The organism is Pseudomonas sp. HS-18 (genome assembly GCF_020401845.1).
In the GTDB taxonomy this organism is placed as follows: Bacteria; Pseudomonadota; Gammaproteobacteria; order Pseudomonadales; family Pseudomonadaceae; genus Pseudomonas; species Pseudomonas nitroreducens.
On sequence record NZ_CP084413.1, the window covers coordinates 3,986,364 to 4,003,584 of the forward strand.

The 17,221-nt window shown below is 63.5% G+C and carries 12 protein-coding genes; 9 read left to right on the plus strand and 3 right to left on the minus strand.

Annotated elements, in window-relative coordinates:
- The first annotated feature begins 95 nt into the window (after positions 1–95).
- The 3 genes from LDJ84_RS18450 (at position 96) to LDJ84_RS18460 (ending at position 2,962) form a co-directional block, all read left to right on the plus strand.
- Positions 96–1,031: a universal stress protein gene (locus tag LDJ84_RS18450; RefSeq protein WP_226045215.1), complete on the plus strand. Its 936-nt coding sequence runs from the start codon at positions 96–98 to the stop codon at positions 1,029–1,031.
- Between the two features lie 95 nt (positions 1,032–1,126).
- Positions 1,127–2,362, plus strand: a complete 1,236-nt coding sequence (locus LDJ84_RS18455) for an MgtC/SapB family protein (RefSeq protein ID WP_226045216.1) — start codon at positions 1,127–1,129, stop codon at positions 2,360–2,362.
- Positions 2,363–2,437: 75 nt separating this feature from the next.
- The gene (locus tag LDJ84_RS18460) at positions 2,438–2,962 is read left to right on the plus strand and encodes a hypothetical protein (protein WP_024767054.1); all 525 of its coding nucleotides are present in this window, start codon (positions 2,438–2,440) and stop codon (positions 2,960–2,962) included.
- Positions 2,963–3,155: 193 nt separating this feature from the next.
- On the opposite strand, the gene LDJ84_RS18465 is transcribed toward LDJ84_RS18460, so the two are convergent.
- Together LDJ84_RS18465 and LDJ84_RS18470 are read right to left on the minus strand one after the other, a co-directional pair.
- The gene (locus LDJ84_RS18465) at positions 3,156–3,788 is read right to left on the minus strand and encodes a response regulator transcription factor (protein WP_413247465.1); all 633 of its coding nucleotides are present in this window, start codon (positions 3,786–3,788) and stop codon (positions 3,156–3,158) included.
- Between the two features lie 11 nt (positions 3,789–3,799).
- The gene (locus LDJ84_RS18470; RefSeq protein WP_226045218.1) at positions 3,800–6,046 is read right to left on the minus strand and encodes a PAS domain S-box protein; all 2,247 of its coding nucleotides are present in this window, start codon (positions 6,044–6,046) and stop codon (positions 3,800–3,802) included.
- Positions 6,047–6,250: 204 nt separating this feature from the next.
- On the opposite strand from LDJ84_RS18470, the gene LDJ84_RS18475 reads away from it, so the two are divergent.
- A complete protein-coding gene (locus LDJ84_RS18475; protein WP_024766877.1) occupies positions 6,251–7,873 on the plus strand; it encodes an acyl-CoA synthetase in 1,623 nt (540 codons plus the stop codon).
- 57 nt (positions 7,874–7,930) lie between these two features.
- Positions 7,931–9,706, plus strand: a complete 1,776-nt coding sequence (locus LDJ84_RS18480; protein WP_226045219.1) for an acyl-CoA dehydrogenase C-terminal domain-containing protein — start codon at positions 7,931–7,933, stop codon at positions 9,704–9,706.
- Between the two features lie 700 nt (positions 9,707–10,406).
- Here the strand turns inward: LDJ84_RS18480 and LDJ84_RS18485 are convergent.
- Positions 10,407–11,798 carry a sigma-54 interaction domain-containing protein gene (locus LDJ84_RS18485; RefSeq protein ID WP_193453179.1) on the minus strand — a complete coding sequence of 464 codons (1,392 nt, stop codon included), beginning with the start codon at positions 11,796–11,798 and terminating at the stop codon, positions 10,407–10,409.
- Positions 11,799–11,997: 199 nt separating this feature from the next.
- Between LDJ84_RS18485 and ddaH the strand changes: the two genes are divergently transcribed.
- The 4 genes from ddaH to chrA all read left to right on the plus strand — a co-directional run bounded on the left by ddaH (position 11,998) and on the right by chrA (position 17,109).
- Complete coding sequence (ddaH, locus tag LDJ84_RS18490; RefSeq protein WP_024766875.1) at positions 11,998–12,762, plus strand: dimethylargininase; 765 nt, start codon at positions 11,998–12,000, stop codon at positions 12,760–12,762.
- A 121-nt stretch (positions 12,763–12,883) separates the two neighbouring features.
- On the plus strand, positions 12,884–14,299 hold the full coding sequence (locus LDJ84_RS18495; RefSeq protein WP_170860141.1) for a basic amino acid/polyamine antiporter: 1,416 nt from the start codon (positions 12,884–12,886) through the stop codon (positions 14,297–14,299).
- Between the two features lie 508 nt (positions 14,300–14,807).
- The gene (locus LDJ84_RS18500) at positions 14,808–15,746 is read left to right on the plus strand and encodes a chromate resistance protein ChrB domain-containing protein (protein ID WP_226045220.1); all 939 of its coding nucleotides are present in this window, start codon (positions 14,808–14,810) and stop codon (positions 15,744–15,746) included.
- The gene (gene chrA, locus LDJ84_RS18505; protein WP_226045221.1) at positions 15,739–17,109 is read left to right on the plus strand and encodes a chromate efflux transporter; all 1,371 of its coding nucleotides are present in this window, start codon (positions 15,739–15,741) and stop codon (positions 17,107–17,109) included. The genes LDJ84_RS18500 and chrA overlap by 8 nt, the downstream gene beginning before the upstream one ends.
- The last annotated feature ends 112 nt before the right edge of the window (positions 17,110–17,221 follow it).

Consider the following 17,221-nt stretch of genomic DNA (forward strand, 5'->3'; position numbering starts at 1 on the left):
GGAGTGGCAATCGCAGATTTTGATGGGCATCAAAGTCACGCAACGCACCCCGTTCCAGCCTGCACTTGAAGTGGGCCGCGCCAGAGGCGAAGACCATGGACCAGTATCATAAAGTGTTCTTCATCGCCGCCCCTCACTGGCGGCAATCGGCCGCCTATCGAAGAGCCTTGGCGATTGCCCGTAGAAGTCATGCCGCGTTGCATATCGGCATGTTCCTCGAACCACGCCTGGGCATGCCGTTTCTTTCCGATCATCTGCGCGACGAACTGCTTGAGCAATGCCGCGTCGACGTCGAGCGTGACGCGCACGAGCTACGCAGCACCGGGATGGATGTCACCTGCGAAACCCTCTGGAGCGCCGAGCCCTGCCGGGAGATTCTTGATCGCGTGGCAACGCTAAAGGCGGACTTGGTGATCAAGAACGTTCATCACGAGGCGGCATTACGCAGGGTCTTTGTCACACCGCTGGACTATCGCCTGCTCAGAGCCTGCCAGGTTCCATTGCATCTAGTGGCAGAAGCACTCAATCCGCTGCCGCTGAAGGTGGCCGCCGCACTGGATGTCGCCAGACCGGAGCTGCTAGCTAGCGGGCTGAATGAAGGAATCATCGAAGCCGCGCGCAATCTGGCAAGCCTGTGCGGCGCAGAACTGCATTTTCTCCACGCCTGCGACCTGCCGAGCGCCATCGACTACGACTCGGCCACGCTGAGCAGCAGCTGGGACTCCAGCTATGCCGAGCAGGTCCGCATCTCGCTCTACCGCACCTTCAACCATCTGGCCGACCGCTGGCACGTTCCCATGGAACACCGCCATTTCGTCCTCGGCCCTGCCACCCAGGGCATTGCCAACTTCATGGACGACCATCGGATCGATGTCGTGGTCATGGGCATGCAGAGCCGGCTGGGGCTGGACCGCATCCTGGGCAGCACCACCGAGCGCCTGCTGTACCGCATGTCAGGTGGTCTACTGGCCGTCGGCGCTGACACAACCGGCCATCCCAGGCGGCCACCTGACAGCACGGAACAATCATGACGCGCATCACCCATTCCCCATCGGCACGGGGGCGCGCCGAGTAGTCGCTACGCAGTTCTGTAGGAAGACTCGACGATGCCACGCGGTCAACAAAGATGCTCGACCCGCTGAGTTTCACGCATGGTGCGGTGGCCCTGGGCATTGGCATGCTGGTGGGCCTGGTGCGCGAGCGCAGGAAAGGCCAAGGCAGGAGCGGTGCCACACATGGCCTGAGAAGCTTCGCGGCCGCGGCCCTGCTGGGATTCACCAGCATGGCATTGCTTGGCCCAGTACTGGTGGGCGTCATGGGCATCGCGCTTTGCCTGCTGTTGTGTGTTTCCTATCGCGACCAGCCCTGGGGAACCGGTATCACCGGGGAAATCGCCATGCTGCTCGTGCTCTTGCTGGGGGCACTCAGTGCCACGCAACCCGAGCTGGCAGCGGCCGTCGGGGTGGTGATGACCATCCTGCTGACCTTGCGCGACGAACTTCACCGCTTCGTGCTGCAGCAGTTGAGCGAAACGGAAGTCCGCGATGGCTTGATCCTGCTGACGGTCGCCCTGGTTGTACTGCCGCTGACGCCAAATCGATTCATTGGCCCCTTCGAGGCCCTCAATCCCCGCACCATCTGCACACTCACCCTGTTGTTGATGGGGGTGGAGGCCCTCGGGCACATAGCGTTGCGCATGACCAGCGCGCGTTACGGCATTGCGCTAGGAGCGATCGCTTCCGGATTCGCCTCCGGCGCTGCAACCATTGCGGTGATTGGCCGGCAGGCCAAGGCGGCGGGAAATTCGCACAGGGAGTACGCTGCGGCGGCGGTGCTATCCAACTTGGCGACTATCGTTCAGTTCGCGCTGGTACTGATCGCCATCGATGCACGGTTCCTGACGCTGGTCTGGCCATCGATGTTGCTTGGTGGGACGTCGGCCGCTGCCTTCGGATTAGGATTGATCGCCCCTTGGCGAGCCTCGAGCACCGACCAGCCCGCCCGTTCCAACAAACGGGTCTTCAACCTCAAGGGCGCGTTGGTCATTACGGTGGTACTGACCGGCATTTCGCTGTTGTCCTCCGCACTGCTGCACCTGGCGGGCGACAAGGGGGTCATTGCCATAGCCTTCGTCAGCGGACTGGGCGACGCCCACGCCGCCATCGCCTCGATTGCATCGCTGGTCGCATCAGGTCAAATGTCCATCACTCAACTCGCCCCCGCAGCCCTGACGGCACTGAGCGGTAACACCCTCAGCAAGTGCCTGCTCTCTTGGTGGAGCGGCGGTGCTGCTTATGGGAAGTACGTGACCGCCGGCCAGCTTCTGGTTCTTGCATCGTTCTGGTTAGGGCTGTTCGTCTGACTGAAGAGGGCCTAAAGCGGACGTTCTGAGGCCTGTGTAGTATCTATTGTCAATTTGCCCCACGAGAGCAACCTGATGTCTGGCCGCCTTTCGTTTTCATCCCACAGAGCCGCGCGAGATCTACGCGACGCCCGTTTGCTTATGGGCAAACGACTGAGCGCGCTGTGGCATGACCAATACTATTTCAATGGCGAGAAAGACCCAGGAGACGTGGGCTTTCTTGAGTGGTGCTTCAGCGAAGGTGAGGTTTTATCCATGTACCTCTTGAGTGATGGCGAGAGCGTTGGAGCGGACTCATTACCGCTTGATACGCCTGTCTCCTTCGAGATAGAACCCAACGCTTCTTGCGCTTGGAAGAGAGAAAACCTCCTTGCTGGCTTATCGGCGTGTCATCTGGAGGGAGCGATCGTTCGCGACGTCGAGGGGGTGCTCGATACTGCGACTGGACGTGGGTCTCGGCTTGTCGGATTTAGAGTTTCTTTTGAGACCGGTGACTACCTAGTCTTTCTGAACAACGGAGATGAAGCAGCCGTACTCATCAACTCGCAGCCCTCACCGTGTCTCGGTATCGATACCCGCTTCGTAACATCTATCGACTGACTGCTATGGGTCGGTAGCTGCCCCACGTCACGGGCAGAAATCGGCTGTGGATTCAACCGGCCAGAAGCGGCCCCCTCAAATCACACCTCGAACACAAGGACTTGCAGCCAGATCAGCTCGCCCCCTGCCGGTGTCATGCGTTGGGGCTGGATGCTTGATCCATGGATGGAAAAACGTACCCCGGGAAAGCGCGCTAGCTGTGGCGAAGCCGGAGCGGGTCCACCAACCCAGCCGCGACGGCCATGCCCACCAGGTCTGACAGTGTTGCAGCCTGCATGCGCTTCATCACCCGTGCGCGATACAGGTCGACAGTCTTCACGCTGATCTCCAGTTGCTCGGCGACTTCACGGCTGGTGTAGCCGCGTACCAACGGCAGGAACACGTCACGCTCGCGAGGCGTCAGGGCCGCCAGACGCACCTCCAGTTCGCCCAGGCCTGAGCGCGACGCATGCAGGCGTTCGCCGGAGCTGAGCGCCTGCTGCACGCTGTCCAGCAGCAATTGCTCGTTGTAAGGCTTCTCGATGAAATCCACCGCGCCGGCCTTGAAGGCCCGGATGACGATTGGGACGTCGGCATGGCCGCTGACGAAGATCACCGGCAGTTCCAGGCCGCGTCGGCGCATTTCTTCCTGTACCGCCAGCCCACCAAGCCCGGGCATGCGCACGTCGAGCAGCACACAGGCGTGAGCATCGTTCGGGCAGGCGTCGAGGAACTCGCGGCCGCTGGTGAATGGCCGCACCTTCAGACCGACCGATTCCAGCAACCAGACTGTCGAGTCGAGCATCCGCTGGTCGTCGTCCACCACATACACCACCGCCGTTTCCATCACTGTCTCCGTCATTGTTCGGTTTTCCCTGCCGGCAGCCGGCATTCCAGGCGCAGACCGCCGGAAGGCGCCGCCACGGCCTCCAGCGTGCCGCCGAAGCCTTCGACGATGCCGCGACTCATGGACAGGCCCAACCCCAGGCCTTCGGGCTTGCTGGTGAAGAACGGCGTGAACATCTGCTCCAGCGCCGCCGGGCTAGCCCCGGGCCCTTCGTCATCTACCCAGACGCAGAGCTGCCCGTCACTGTCGCGACAGCTGCCAATGCGCACATTCGAGGGCTCGCCGGCGTGGCGCTCGCGGTTGGCCTCGACGGCGTTGCGCAACAGGTTGAGGAATACCTGTTCCAGCAACACGCGGTCGGCGTAGACGGGCGCCAGATTGTCCGTGAAGGCCTCGCAGATGGCCACCTCCGCACCGGCCGCTTCCCAGGCGCACAAGCCCAACGCAGCACGCGCCACCTGGTTCAGGTCCAGCGCCTGCATCCGCCGCTGCCCCTTGCGCAGGAAGGCCCGCAGGCGACGGATCACTTCGGAGGCGTGGGCGGTGTGCTCGACGATCTGTGCCAACCCCTGGGCCACACGCTGAGCAGCATCCGGTTGGCTGTCGAGGGATTTCAGGTAGCGCTGGCTGGCGCTGGCGTAGTTCATCACAGCGGCCAGCGGTTGGTTCATCTCATGGGCAATTCCCGAAGCCAGTTCGCCCAGGGTCACCAGGCGCGCGGTATGCGCCAGTTCGTCCTGATGCCGGCGTTGCTGGTTCTCGCGCAGTTCGCGTTCGGTCATGTCACGGGCTACCAGCGAGTAGTAACACTCGCCGCCTGCCGCGTTGTGCGCCAGCAGGACCAGCGACAACGGCGCGCCATCGCGTCCGCGCAGGCGTCCTTCGGCGCTCCAGACGCCGCTGCGCCGCGCGCGCTCCCAGCCTTCTCGTTCCAACTGGTCCAGCAGGCCATCGTCCAGCACTTGCGCAACGGACGCTGGCAGCGCCTCGCCTTCTAGCCGCAGAGCACGGCACGCCGAGGGGTTGAGGTACGTGACGCGGCCTCCCGGATCGACGAACAGCACCAGGTCAGTATTGGCCTCGACAACTTCGGCCAGGCGCCGCAAACCTTCCTCGGCCTGAACCCGTGCGGTGATGTCGCGGGACACGCTGACCACTTCCATCACATGGCCGGTATAGGTTTCGCGAATGGCGCGGCTGGCGGTCTCGAACCACAGGTAGTGGCCGTCGCGGTGGCGCAGGCGATAGGTCAGGGTCACGTAGCCGTCCTGCACAAGCGCGTCACGCGTACGCTCGGCGACCCGTTGGCGATCCTGTTCGTGCAGCAGCGGCAGCAGTTCCTTGCCGCGCAGCGCTTCCGGCCAGTAGCCGAGCAAGGTCCAGGAGGCCGGCGAGACGTCGAGCAGCCGGCCGTCGAGGGTGCGGCGGGAAATCAGGTCGGTGGTGTTCTCGATGATCTGCCGGTACAGCCGGCTGGCTCTCGCCGCCTCACGCTGGTCCCGCAGCGACGCGGTAGCCTCGCGACCGTGGACCAGCACCTGCCGCTCACCAGGCATCGGTACGAAGGTCCAGAGAAACTGCCGGCCTTCACGCTCACCGGTGACCTCGTGCACCGCCCTCCCCTGTTCCAGGCAGGTGCGCAGCAATTGCGCGTGGTTGCTGGGTAGCAGGTCGCGGGGCTCGCTGCCGGGCAGATCCACGAGCAACTGACGCAGGGCCTGGTTGCAGTCCACCAGCACGTCTGCCTCGTCCAGCACCAGCGCCGGTTGTGGATCGGCGCTGAGTAACGGCGCAGTGCGGCGCGCCTGATGAGCGAGGGCAAGCACTTCGCCGAGCAGTTCACCCATCCAGCCGAGCCAGTGCTCGGCGTCCGCCCCGGAGCTTTCCACCAGCAGCAGCCCCGGCACCGCGTCTCGCAACGGCAGCACCAGCGCCAGCCCCTGGCTCCAGCCGGCGCGTCGCAGGCGGCCGCTGAGCCAGCACGGCACATCGAGAAGTTCTCCGAGAGGCAAGCGTGCAAGCTTGCCCAGCCCCCCGAGCAGCGCCAGGTCATTGGCCTGCAACGGGTCACCACTGCCCGGCGGCAAGCGTGATGCGCCGGCAAGGGCCTCGAAGCTCTGGCTGCGCGGTTGCCATTCGACGTAGAGGGCGCGCTCCACGCCGTCGCGCTCGAGACAGAGCCGCTGCAGAGCGTCGGTCTGCAAGGCGACCGGTGCCTGCTCGCGCACCAGGCGCACCAGGGTATTCAACTCGGACATGAAAGTGGCTCGAAGGCGCTTTGAATGAATATAGTATTTATACCATACACCATAGGTTTAACTTCCATATCCAATTCGACATTGCTATAAAACGCCGCAATGACCGGGCGACAGCTTGCCGCACCGGTCACGACCCGGCTGCTGCCAGACGCTTCACGGGTCATAACAGAACAATGAGCTAACAATCAGCCACAGGGTGTCCACATGTCGATCTTCGAACATGGCTTGCCGCGCGCGGCCGTCAACCACATCGCGCTGTCGCCGCTGAGCTTCATCGAACGTACCGCCCACGTTTACCCCGAGCGTACCGCCATCATCCATGGCAGCCTGCGCCGCACCTGGAAGGAAACCTACCAGCGCTGCCGCCGCCTGGCCTCCGCCCTCGCCGCCCGTGGCATAGGCCGTGGCGATACGGTGGCGGTGATGCTGCCCAACACGCCGCAGATGGTCGAGGCGCACTTCGGCGTGCCGATGATCGGCGCGGTCCTCAATACCCTCAACGTGCGCCTGGACGCCGAGGCCATCGCCTTCATGCTGCAGCACGGCGAAGCCAAAGTGCTGATCACTGACCGCGAGTTCAGCGACGTCATCCACTCAGCCTTGGGCATGCTCGATCATCCGCCCCTGGTGGTGGACGTGGACGACCCCGAGTACGGCGAAGGTTATGCCGTCAGCCCGCTGGACTATGAGGCGCTGCTTGCCGAGGGCGACCCGGAATTCGCCTGGCAGTGGCCGCAGGACGAATGGGACGCCATCTCCCTCAACTACACCTCCGGCACCACCGGCAACCCCAAAGGCGTGGTCTACCACCACCGTGGCGCCTATCTGAATTCGCTGGGCAACCAGATGACCTGGTCCATGGGCCAGCATCCGGTCTACCTCTGGACCCTGCCGATGTTCCACTGCAACGGCTGGTGCTATCCGTGGACCGTTACAGCGCTGGCCGGCACCCACGTGTGCCTGCGCCGGGTCGATCCGCAGAAGATCCTTACCCTGATCCGCGAACACCAGGTCACCCATCTGTGCGGCGCGCCCATCGTGCTCAATGCGCTGATCAACATGCCCGCGTCGGCCAAGGCCGCCATCGACCACCCGGTGCACGCCATGGTCGCCGGCGCGGCTCCGCCGGCCAAGGTGATCGGCGCGGTGGAGGAAATGGGCATCAAGGTCACCCACGTCTACGGCCTGACCGAGGTCTACGGCCCGGTGACCGTCTGCGCCTGGCATGAGGAATGGGACGAGCTGTCGCTGGACGAACGCGCCCGCATCAAGTCGCGCCAGGGCGTGCGCTACCCGACCCTGGAAGGCGTGATGGTCGCCGATCCCAAGACCCTGGAGCCGGTGCCCCGCGACGGCCTGACCATCGGCGAGATTTTCATGCGCGGCAACACCGTGATGAAGGGCTACCTGAAGAACCCTACTGCCACCGAGGAATCCTTCGCCGGTGGCTGGTTCCATACCGGCGACCTGGCGGTCTGGCACCCGGACGGCTATGTGGAGATTCGCGACCGCCTCAAGGACATCATCATCTCCGGCGGCGAGAACATCTCCACCATCGAGGTCGAGGGCGTACTCTACCGCCACCCGGCCGTGATGGAAGCCGCCGTGGTGGCCCGTGCCGACGAACGCTGGGGCGAGACGCCCTGCGCCTTCATCACCCTCAAGGCCGAGCACGCGGCGGTCGAGCCGCAGGACATCATGAGCTTCTGCCGCGAGCACCTGGCCGGCTTCAAGGTACCGCGCACCGTGGTCTTCACCGACCTGCCCAAGACCTCGACCGGGAAGATCCAGAAGTTCGTCCTGCGCGACTGGGCCAACGCCCTCTGACCCGACCTTTCGCCTGCCATCGTGCGCTCCCCGCTGCGGGGAGCGCTGGAGTCCGCCATGCCCGAGTACAACGCTCCCCTGCGCGACATGCGCTTCCTGCTCAATGACGTGTTCGATGCCCCAGCTCTCTGGGCACGCCTGCCAGCGCTGGCTGAACGTATCGACGCCGACACCGCCGACGCCATCCTCGAGGAGGCGGCGAAGATCACCAGCGGCCTGCTCGCTCCGCTCAACCGCAGTGGTGACGAAGAAGGGGCGCAGTTCGCCGACGGCAACGTGTGCACGCCCACCGGCTTCCGCGAGGCCTACGCGACCTACGCCGAAGGCGGCTGGGTCGGGCTGGCGGGCAACCCCGAATACGGCGGCATGGGCATGCCGAAAATGCTCTCGGTGCAGTTCGAGGAAATGATGTACGGTGCCAACGCCAGCTTCAGCCTTTACTCCACCCTCTCCGCCGGCGCCTGCCTGGCGCTGGATGCCCACGCCAACGAAGCCCTCAAGAATACCTACCTGCCGAATATGTACGCTGGCGAATGGGCCGGCTCCATGTGCCTGACCGAACCCCATGCCGGCACCGACCTGGGGCTGATCCGCACCCGCGCCGAACCACAGGCCGACGGCAGCTATCTTGTCAGCGGCACCAAGATCTTCATCACCGGCGGCGAGCAGGACCTCACCGACAACATCATCCACCTGGTGCTGGCCAAGCTGCCCGATGCCCCGGCGGGCTCGCGGGGCATCTCGCTGTTTCTGGTGCCCAAGTTCCTGGTGCAGGCCGATGGCTCGCTGGGCGCGCGCAACGCGGTCTCCTGCGGTTCGATCGAGCACAAGATGGGCATCAAGGCCTCGGCGACCTGCGTGATGAACTTCGATGGCGCCACCGGTTGGCTGGTCGGCGAGCTGAACAAGGGGCTGGCAGCGATGTTCACCATGATGAACTACGAGCGCCTGTCCATCGGCATCCAGGGTATCGGCTGCGCCGAGATGTCCTACCAGAGCGCCGTCGCCTACGCCCGCGAACGTCTGCAAAGCCGCGCCGCCACCGGCCCGGTGGCGAAAGACAAGGCCGCCGACCCGATCATCGTGCACCCCGATGTGCGCCGCATGCTGCTGACCATGAAGGCTCTGACCGAAGGTGGCCGCGCCTTCTCCACCTATGTCGGCCAGCAGCTGGACGTCGCCAAGTATGCCGAAGACGCTGCCGAACGCGAGTCGGCCCAGTCACTGGTGGCGCTGCTGACTCCTGTCGCCAAGGCCTTCTTCACCGACACCGGACTGGAAAGCTGCATCCATGGCCAGCAGGTGTTCGGCGGCCACGGCTTCATCCGCGAGTGGGGCCAAGAGCAACTGGTGCGCGATGTGCGCATCGCGCAGATCTACGAAGGCACCAACGGCATCCAGGCACTCGACCTGCTGGGCCGCAAGGTGCTTGCCGATGGCGGCCAGGCACTGGCGCTGTTCGCCGGAGAGATCCGCGCTTTCGCCGATGCCGCCGACGGCGCCGCCATGGGCTCCTTCACCGCCCCGCTACTGGATGCCCTGGACCTGCTGGAGTCCGTCACTCGCCAGTTGCGCGAGCGCGCCGCCAGCCGGCCGCAGGAGATCGGCGCGGCCTCGGTGGAATACCTGCACCTGTTCGGCTACACCGCCTACGCCTACCTCTGGGCTCGCATGGCGCAGGCCAGCCTGGGCCAGGGCGACGGATTCCACAGCGGCAAGCTGGCCACCGCGCGTTTCTACTTCGCCCGCTTGCTACCGCGCATCGAGTCTCTCGCCGGATCCATACGCGCGGGCAGCGATTGCCTGTTCGAGCTGCGCGCCGAGCACTTCTGAATTTCAGTTGAGCGTGATTGCGTGGCCAGTCGCCAATGTTGGCCACGCTTTTTTGATGGCAGGCTAATCGGGCGATGCAGACAGGCTTCACGCGCCGTATCGGTTCAGTATCTGTGGGTCAGCAATGCTGGCGTCCGGAATGGGGCGGTGGCCATCTCATGGTGCGCAAGCTCAACTTGGTCACATGATTGGAAAGCCCCCGAATACCCTTCACGAGCAAATTCAGCGACTCCTCGGAGCACAGGTAGCGATTTTCGTCCTCGCTCAGACAGACCGCACCTTGCTGTAATGAGCGTATCGATGCCGGGTAAGGGCCCGATTTCGGTCATGCTCGATCTTGGCCTTGAAGGGCTCAAGGAATCGACTGGTGACTTCGTTCGTATAGCTGTGGTCAGGCGGCTCGATGGACAGAGGCAGAGCGAAGCTGAATCCCCAAAGTCGATCAGGGATTCTGGTTGCTCGTCGCTCCGACAGAAAATCAAGCATTCGCACAAATGCTCTCGTTGAATCGGCTACGCAACAACGGCAGCAATCAGCCAGAGATAAATATCAAGCCGGCCTTTGCGAATCACCGCTCCAGGCGAGTTTCCAATCTGCGTCTGGAGGAGTCAGAGTCACCGATTCTGTATACGGTAGTGCGGCCGGCGCGCGAGATGCGCAATATTCGCCAAGCCCGTGGCATTGGACTGGCGAGGCGGCTCTATGAGTGTCCTGGAGAGGCCTGCAAGCCTAGGCGCCGCATCCGCCCGAGGAGCGTCGTTCGGGGAATTCCCAAGCGCTCGGCAGCCAGGGAAAGATTGCCGCACACCTCGCGCAAAGCCTTAGCAATCAGGTTGCGCTCCTGCTCCGCCAGCCGTTCGCGCAAGCTTCCGCTGCCGGACGGGCAAGGCTCGCAAGCGGGCACAGCAGGATGATCGACCTCATCGTCGGCAAAGATGATCTCGTCGAGCTCAGCACCATCCTGGTCGTGCAGCAGCAGGCTGCGGCGAATGACATTCTCCAGCTGACGCACATTGCCCGGCCAGGCGCAGGCCTGCAAGCATGCCAAAGCGGTGGCGCCCAGGCTGGTGACCTTCGGATTGAGGTTTGGTGCATCACGCCGCACGAAGAGTCGGGCCAGAAGTTCGACATCTCCGGGGCGATCACGCAGAGGCGGAATGCTCAGGCAGGCAACGTTCAGCCGGTAGTAGAGATCCTCACGCAGGCGCCCCTCGGCAATCGCCTGCCGCGGTGCCTGGTTGCTTGCGGCGATCAGGCGAACATCCGCCCGTTGCGCGGTGAGACCGCCCAAGGGAAGGAAGCTGCCGTCCTGCAAGACCCGGAGCAACTTGCTCTGCATGCCCAGCGGCATCGAGTTGATCTCATCGAGAAACAGCGTGCCGCCCTCCGCCAGGGCGAACATACCCTTGCGGTTCTCGGCCCCCGTGAAGGCGCCACGGGTGGTGCCGAACAATGTGCTCTCCAGCAGGGTTTCCGGGATGGCGGCACAGTTCAGGCTGATCAACGGGCCATTGCGGCGAGGACTGAGGGCATGGGCGCGACGCGCAAAGAGTTCCTTGCCGGTACCGGTCTCGCCATGTACCAGCAACGGTAGGTCGGTCACGGCGAACACTTCCAGGCGTCGCAATTGCTGCAGCATTCCTGGCGCAACGCTGAGGATGGCCGGACCGTCCTCTGCGCCGGCGACCAACGCATCGGCGACCACCTCGCCCACCTCCATCGCGCCGACCAACTCGCCCTGGCGGCCATGCAGCGGAATGGCCCGGTGACGGTACTGCAACATTTCTCCACCTGCGCCGACATAGGCCTGCACGGTATCGATGGAGGGCTGTCCCTCCGCCAGGCAACGCAGCAGCGTGCTCTGCTCCGGCTTCAGCCAGGGCACGCTCTGCAGCACATGCATGCCCAGAACCTGCTGCGGGTCTAACCCGTCCAGCGCACCACTCGCCCGGTTGTAATAGACGTAGTGCCCCGACTGATCGACGACCGTGACCGGTTGTCGCAGTCCATCGAAAATCGGCGCCAGGCAGCGCACGAGCCAGTTCAACTCCTCATTTCGATTGGAAATCGACGACTTTTCGACACTTCCCATGGCCACTCCCTGATTTCCAACGCGTCGATTATTCGACATCTGTCTCAATCTCGCCGCAAGACGATTCGCCGGTCCTGCTCCCAGTCAACGGAACGCCAGGAAACACGTTGCCCGATCACCTATTTCGCCGCCCACGGCGCCTTCCAGACTGGCGCATGACTTGCACCGTCCTCGGCGTACACCCGCAAGAGGATTCACCATGTTCAAGCACATCATTGCCCGCACGCCTGCACGCTCCCTGGTCGACGGGCTGACCTCCGCCCACCTCGGCAAACCGGACTACGCTGCCGCCCTGGAGCAGCACAATGCCTACATCCGCGCACTGCAGACCTGCGAGGTGGATATCACCCTGCTGCCGCCGGACGAGAGTTTTCCCGACTCGGTATTCGTCGAGGATCCGGTGCTGTGCACCTCACGCTGCGCCATCATCACTCGCCCAGGAGCCGAATCCCGGCGCGGCGAGACACGGATCATCGAAGAGACCATCCAGCGTTTCTATCCCGGCCGCGTCGAACGCATCGAGGCCCCTGGTACCGTGGAAGCGGGCGACATCATGATGGTCGGCGAGCACTTCTACATTGGCGAGTCGGCGCGGACCAATGCCGAAGGTGCGCGGCAGATGATCGCCATTCTCGAAAAGCATGGCCTCAGCGGCTCGGTGGTCCGCCTGGAGAAGGTCCTGCACCTGAAGACCGGCCTGGCCTACCTGGAGCACGGCAACCTGCTGGCCGCCGGCGAATTCATCAGCAAGCCGGACTTCCAGCACCTCAATATCATCGCGATCCCCGAGGAAGAGGCCTACGCGGCCAACTGCATCTGGGTCAACGAGCGGGTGATCATGCCCGCCGGCTATCCACAGACCCGGCAGAAGATCGCCGACCTCGGCTACCAGGTCATCGAAGTCGATACCTCCGAGTACCGCAAGATCGACGGCGGCGTCAGCTGCATGTCACTGCGCTTCTGAACCGCGCCGTATCGACGGGCCAAACGGCCCGTCGATATCTGCGAGGGCCCCTCCCTTCGTGGCCGTGAGCGTGTCGGCAAGAGTCGCCACGCGACATCGACAGCTGTTTCGGAGGCGCAAGATGTCCAACTCGAATCAAACCAGACTGGGCCTGCCGGCCCTCACCGCCCTGGTGGTGGGCGGCATCATCGGCAGCGGCATCTTCAGCCTGCCGCAGAACATGGCCGAGGGCGCCGGTGCCGGCGCCATCCTCATCGCCTGGGCAATCACCTTCGTCGGGATGCTGACGCTGACCCGCATCTTCCAGTGGCTGTCCAGCACCCGCCCGGATCTGGACGACGGCGTCTATGGCTACGCTCGCGAAGGGTTCGGCGAGTACCTGGGCTTCAATGCCGCCTGGGGCTACTGGATCTCCGCCTGGGTTGGCAACGCCGGATACCTGGTGGTGCTGTTCAGTGCGCTGGGATCGTTCAGCCTGTTCGCCTTCTTCGGTGATGGCACCACCTGGCAGGCGCTGGTCGGCGAACTGGCGGTGCTTTGGCTGGTACACGCCTTCGTGTTGCACGGAGTACACAACGCAGCCCTCACCAACACCATCGTCACCCTGGCGAAGATCGTGCCCATCGGACTATTCATCCTCTGTGCGGCCCTGGCCTTCCGCGTTGACGTATTCCGTATCGACTTCTGGGGCAATCCGGCACTGGGCAGCATCGTCCGCCAGGTGGAGACCACCATGCTGTACACCGTGTGGGTGTTTCTCGGCATCGAGAGCGCAACCGTCTATGCCAGCCATGCAAAACGCATGGCCGACGTCAGCCGCGCCACCCTGATCGGGTTCGTCATTACCCTGCTGTTGCTGGTCTGCGTCTCGGTCCTCTCGCTCGGAGTGGTGCCGCAGCACGAACTGGCGCAGATGAAAAACCCATCGATGGCGCAAGTAATGGCCGCAGCGGTCGGCCCCTGGGGCGCCACCCTGATCAACCTCGGGCTGATCGTCTCGGTGGCCGGCGCACTGCTGGCCTGGACCCTGCTGGCGGTGGAAATGCTCTACCTGGCCAGCCGCGGCACGGGAAACACTGCTCCGGCGCTGTTTGGCCGGACCAACGCGGCGGACACCCCGGCACCGGCGCTCTGGCTGACCAATTCGCTGATATCGCTGCTGTTGCTGGTGGCATTCTTCAACGCTTCCGGCTACAACGCGCTGATCCAGTTGGCCACCTCGATGGCGCTCATCCCGTATCTGTTATGCGCCGGGTTCTGCCTCAAGCTGGTCTTGCGACAACCTCGGCCGCTGCTGCTGGTAATGGCAGCGCTGGGCACCTTCTACGGTGTATGGCTGATCTATGCCGCCGGCCTGAAGTACCTACTGCTGTCGATGATTCTCTATGCTCCAGGGCTCGGCTTCTTCATCCGCGCCCGCCGCCAGCGTGGGTTGACGCGGTTCGGCAATGCAGGGGAGCGAATCGCCAGCGTGCTGGTTCTGGGCTTGGCAGCCATCGCCCTGTGGATGGTCAGCAGCGGCCGACTTGGTCTCTAGCTTAATGGATGGTCGTATACGGCAGCATCTTTGAAGCGCGCACTACGACCGCTCGACTCGTGCCACTGAATGCCCCGGTGAGATTGATTGGTCGCTCGTGCCAATTGGCGAGGCTGGAGCTCCGCTTCCCGGCGCCAGGCTGACTGACTACCAGACCGGCATCGTCCAGGGCGAGCGTCTCAATCTGCCCATTGGCCAGCGTCAGCCCGCACCCCGTTGGGAATTCGCCCGGTTCTCTGAGTCGGCAGCTACCTGGTAGGCAGCAGGTCGGGCGCATCCAGGGCCGGCTCCGTCAATGATTGCAGTGCGGCCTCACCTATCTGCAGGGTTTCGCCAGCCTGGCGGTACGCTGTTTCTGAGCGAGTCGGCTTTCGGCCAATGGCTGCACCTCAGAGTACTGAAAAGAAAACCCTCACCGTCTGCAATCACCTCAGAGGCCTGTCCTTTACGTGCCTGAGCAACACAGATAATGTAGAGCTATAGACATTTTATGTTGCGAACTCTACAGATGAACTGGCTGCTACTGGTACTCGGATTGCCTACAGCGAACGCCACCGAACGCATGCGTGCCTGGCGGGCGCTGAAAGCCTGCGGAGCCGCTGTGCTGCGCGATGGTGTCTACCTGCTGCCTGATCAGAAAGCAGGACGCGCCGCGCTGGAAGCTATCGAACACAGCGTGCTGGCCATCAACGGCACTGCGCTTCTGTTTTCTGTCCAGCAGCCAGGTGAGCGCTTTGCAGCACTATTTGATCGTGCCGAGGAGTACGGCAAGCTTCGAGAGGAAATCTCCACCTGCCATGCCGAGCTTTCCCCCGACAATGCTCTGCAAACGGCACGTCAGGTGAGGAAGCTGCGCAAAAGCTTCGGGCAGGTCGCTGCTATCGACTTCTTCCCTGGTGACGCCAGGGAAAAGGTCGACCTGGCGTTGAGAGACCTGGAAACGGCCATCAGCCGTGCCTTGTCACCTGACGAACCGAGCGGCCACGAGATACCCATCGAGCGGTTGGTTCGCGCGGACTTCCAGGGCCGACGCTGGGCAACCCGCCGCCGCCCATGGGTGGATCGTCTGGCCAGCGCCTGGTTGATCCGCCGCTTCATCGATTCGGATGCACGAATCCTCTGGCTGGAATCGCCGGGTGATTGTCCGGAAGATACCCTGGGCTTCGATTTTGATGGCGCCACCTTCAGCCACAACGGGCAACGCGTCACCTTCGAGACGCTGCAGGCGAGCTTCCAGCTCGAGGCCCCCGGTCTCCGACGCCTGGCCGAACTCGTGCACTACCTGGACGTGGGAGGTGCCCAGCCCGCTGAAGCTTCCGGCATCGAGCGTGTACTGGCGGGGTTGCGCGAGAGCATCACCGACGATGACCAGCTCTTCCAGACGGCTGCCGGTGTGTTTGACGGCCTGCTGACCGCGTTCGCCAGCGAGGAGAAGAATCATGGATGAGTTCCATCCAGGCGCCTCTGATTCCGCGGCGAATCACGCCAGGCCGGTTGGACTGTTCTCCGCCTTTCTTTTCTGGCTCAAGCTCGGATTCATCAGCTTCGGCGGACCCGCCGGGCAGATCTCGATCATGCACCAGGAACTCGTCGAACGTCGGCGCTGGATCAGCGAGCGACGCTTCCTGCATGCACTCAACTACTGCATGTTGTTGCCCGGCCCCGAGGCACAGCAGCTGGCCACCTACATCGGCTGGCTGATGCACCGCACCTGGGGCGGAGTGATAGCCGGCGCCCTCTTCGTAGTGCCATCGCTGTTCATCCTGATCGGCCTCTCGTGGTTGTACATCGCCTTCGGCGAAGTACCGGTCGTGGCCGGTCTCTTCTACGGCATCAAGCCAGCGGTGACCGCCATCGTCGTGCACGCCGCGCATCGCATCGGCACGCGCGCACTGAAGAACGGCTGGTTGTGGGCGATCGCTGCGGCCTCCTTCGTCGCGATCTTCGCGCTGAGCCTCCCTTTCCCACTGATCGTTCTGGGAGCTGCCATCATCGGTTACATAGGTGGTCGGCTAGTGCCTGCCAAGTTCGTCATCGGCGGGAGTCATCAGGCAGGCAAAGTCGGCTACGGGCCCGCCCTGATCGATGACGATACCCCCACTCCCGAGCACGCGCGGTTCCGTTGGGCACGCCTGCTACAGCTGCTGCTGGTCGGAGCGGTTCTCTGGCTGCTGCCGATGGGGCTGCTGGCGAGCGCTTTCGGCTGGCAAGGGACACTCACGCAGATGGGCTGGTTCTTCACCAAGGCGGCATTGCTCACCTTTGGTGGCGCCTACGCTGTGTTGCCTTATGTCTATCAGGGTGCAGTCGGTCACTACGGCTGGCTGACTCCAGCCCAGATGATCGATGGCCTGGCCCTGGGCGAAACCACGCCAGGGCCTCTGATCATGGTGGTTGCATTCGTGGGCTTCGTGGGGGGTTACGTCCAGCCGATGTTTGGCGCCGATCATCCCTTCCTCGCAGGTGCTGTCGCGGCAAGCCTCGTCACCTGGTTCACCTTCCTGCCCTCTTTCCTGTTCATCCTCGCCGGCGGCCCGCTGGTGGAGTCGACGCATAACGAACTGAAGTTCACGGCACCGCTCACCGGCATCACCGCTGCGGTGGTGGGCGTGATCCTGAACCTGGCGCTGTTCTTCGGCTACCACGTTCTCTGGCCCGCCGGATTCGAGGGGCACTTCGACTGGCCTTCGGCGCTGATCGCCCTGGCAGCCGCAATCGCCCTGTTCCGCTACAAGGCTGGTGTGATTAAAGCGCTGATAGCCTGCGCCCTGACGGGCCTGGCCGTGCATATGCTCCGGGCCGGGATGTGATTTACTCCTGGGCCTGAGGTTCGCTTTCGGTCACTGGCTACCGACAACGATTTCCTCTCCGCTTATTTCAGCGACAGAGCCGCGCCATCCTTTCCTGCGTCTGCTGCAGCAG